Below are 854 nucleotides of genomic sequence, written 5' to 3'. Positions count from 1 at the left end.
CTTTGGCATGCCTCGATCGTGCAATGCTTGCTCCAATGCATCGAGCACCATATCTGTATTCATCCGTGTCGATACTTTCCATCCAACAATTGCTCGTGAGAACACATCAATAACAAATGCGGTATATACCCAGCCTGAATGAGTTTGAATATAGGTAAAGTCACCCACCCATAGTTGGTTTGGATGATCAGCATTAAAATTACGTTTCACTAAATCATCTGCCCGTTTTTGGTCATCTCGGCTACGGGTGGTTTGTTTATTCTTACCTCGCCAAACACCTTGTATACCTAGCTTTTTCATTAATCGAGCAACTGTACAACGTGCAATAACATAACCCTCACGTTTTAATTTTTGCCAGACTTTACGTACACCATATCGACCTGAACTTTCCTTCCAAATTCGTTTAATTTGTTCAGCATGATGCTCATCATGTAGATCTCGTTTCGCTCGATGTTCTGGATTGTCAGCGAGATCTAAAGTTCGGTAATAGGTTGAAGCTGCGATCGGTAAAATCCTACAAATCGCATCAACACCATATCGATCTTTATTGTTATGGATAAAATCCACCATTATTTGTATGGGCGGTCGAGCTCCGCCTGGGCGAAAAAAGCGGCTGCTTTACGTAGAATTTCATTGGCACGCTTTAATTCTTTAATTTCACGTTCCATTTGCTTCATTTTTTCTTGATCAGATATCTCTTGTACTTTAATAGGATTTTGCTGATCTAAATGCTTTTGATGCCAGGCACGAAGTGTTTCAGGAGTACAACCGATCTTAGGCGCAATTGCTGTGATTGCAGCCCAAGTAGAAGGATAATCTTTTTCAGATTCAATCAATAATTGAACCGCTCTTTC

General features: G+C 40.5%; 1 pseudogene and 1 other annotated feature. The pseudogene reads right to left on the bottom strand.

Features of this window, described 5'->3' with window-relative positions:
• Nucleotides 1-854: pseudogene (locus tag F972_RS00770) on the bottom strand (IS3 family transposase); the annotation flags it as partial.
• Nucleotides 496-612, bottom strand: a sequence feature (AL1L pseudoknot). Its footprint overlaps the pseudogene before it by 117 nt.

The sequence above is a fragment of the Acinetobacter sp. CIP 102529 genome (assembly GCF_000368325.1).
Classification (GTDB): domain Bacteria; phylum Pseudomonadota; class Gammaproteobacteria; order Pseudomonadales; family Moraxellaceae; genus Acinetobacter; species Acinetobacter parvus.
Note: the sequence above shows the minus strand (reverse complement) of the source record. Positions and strands in the feature narration are given on the sequence as shown.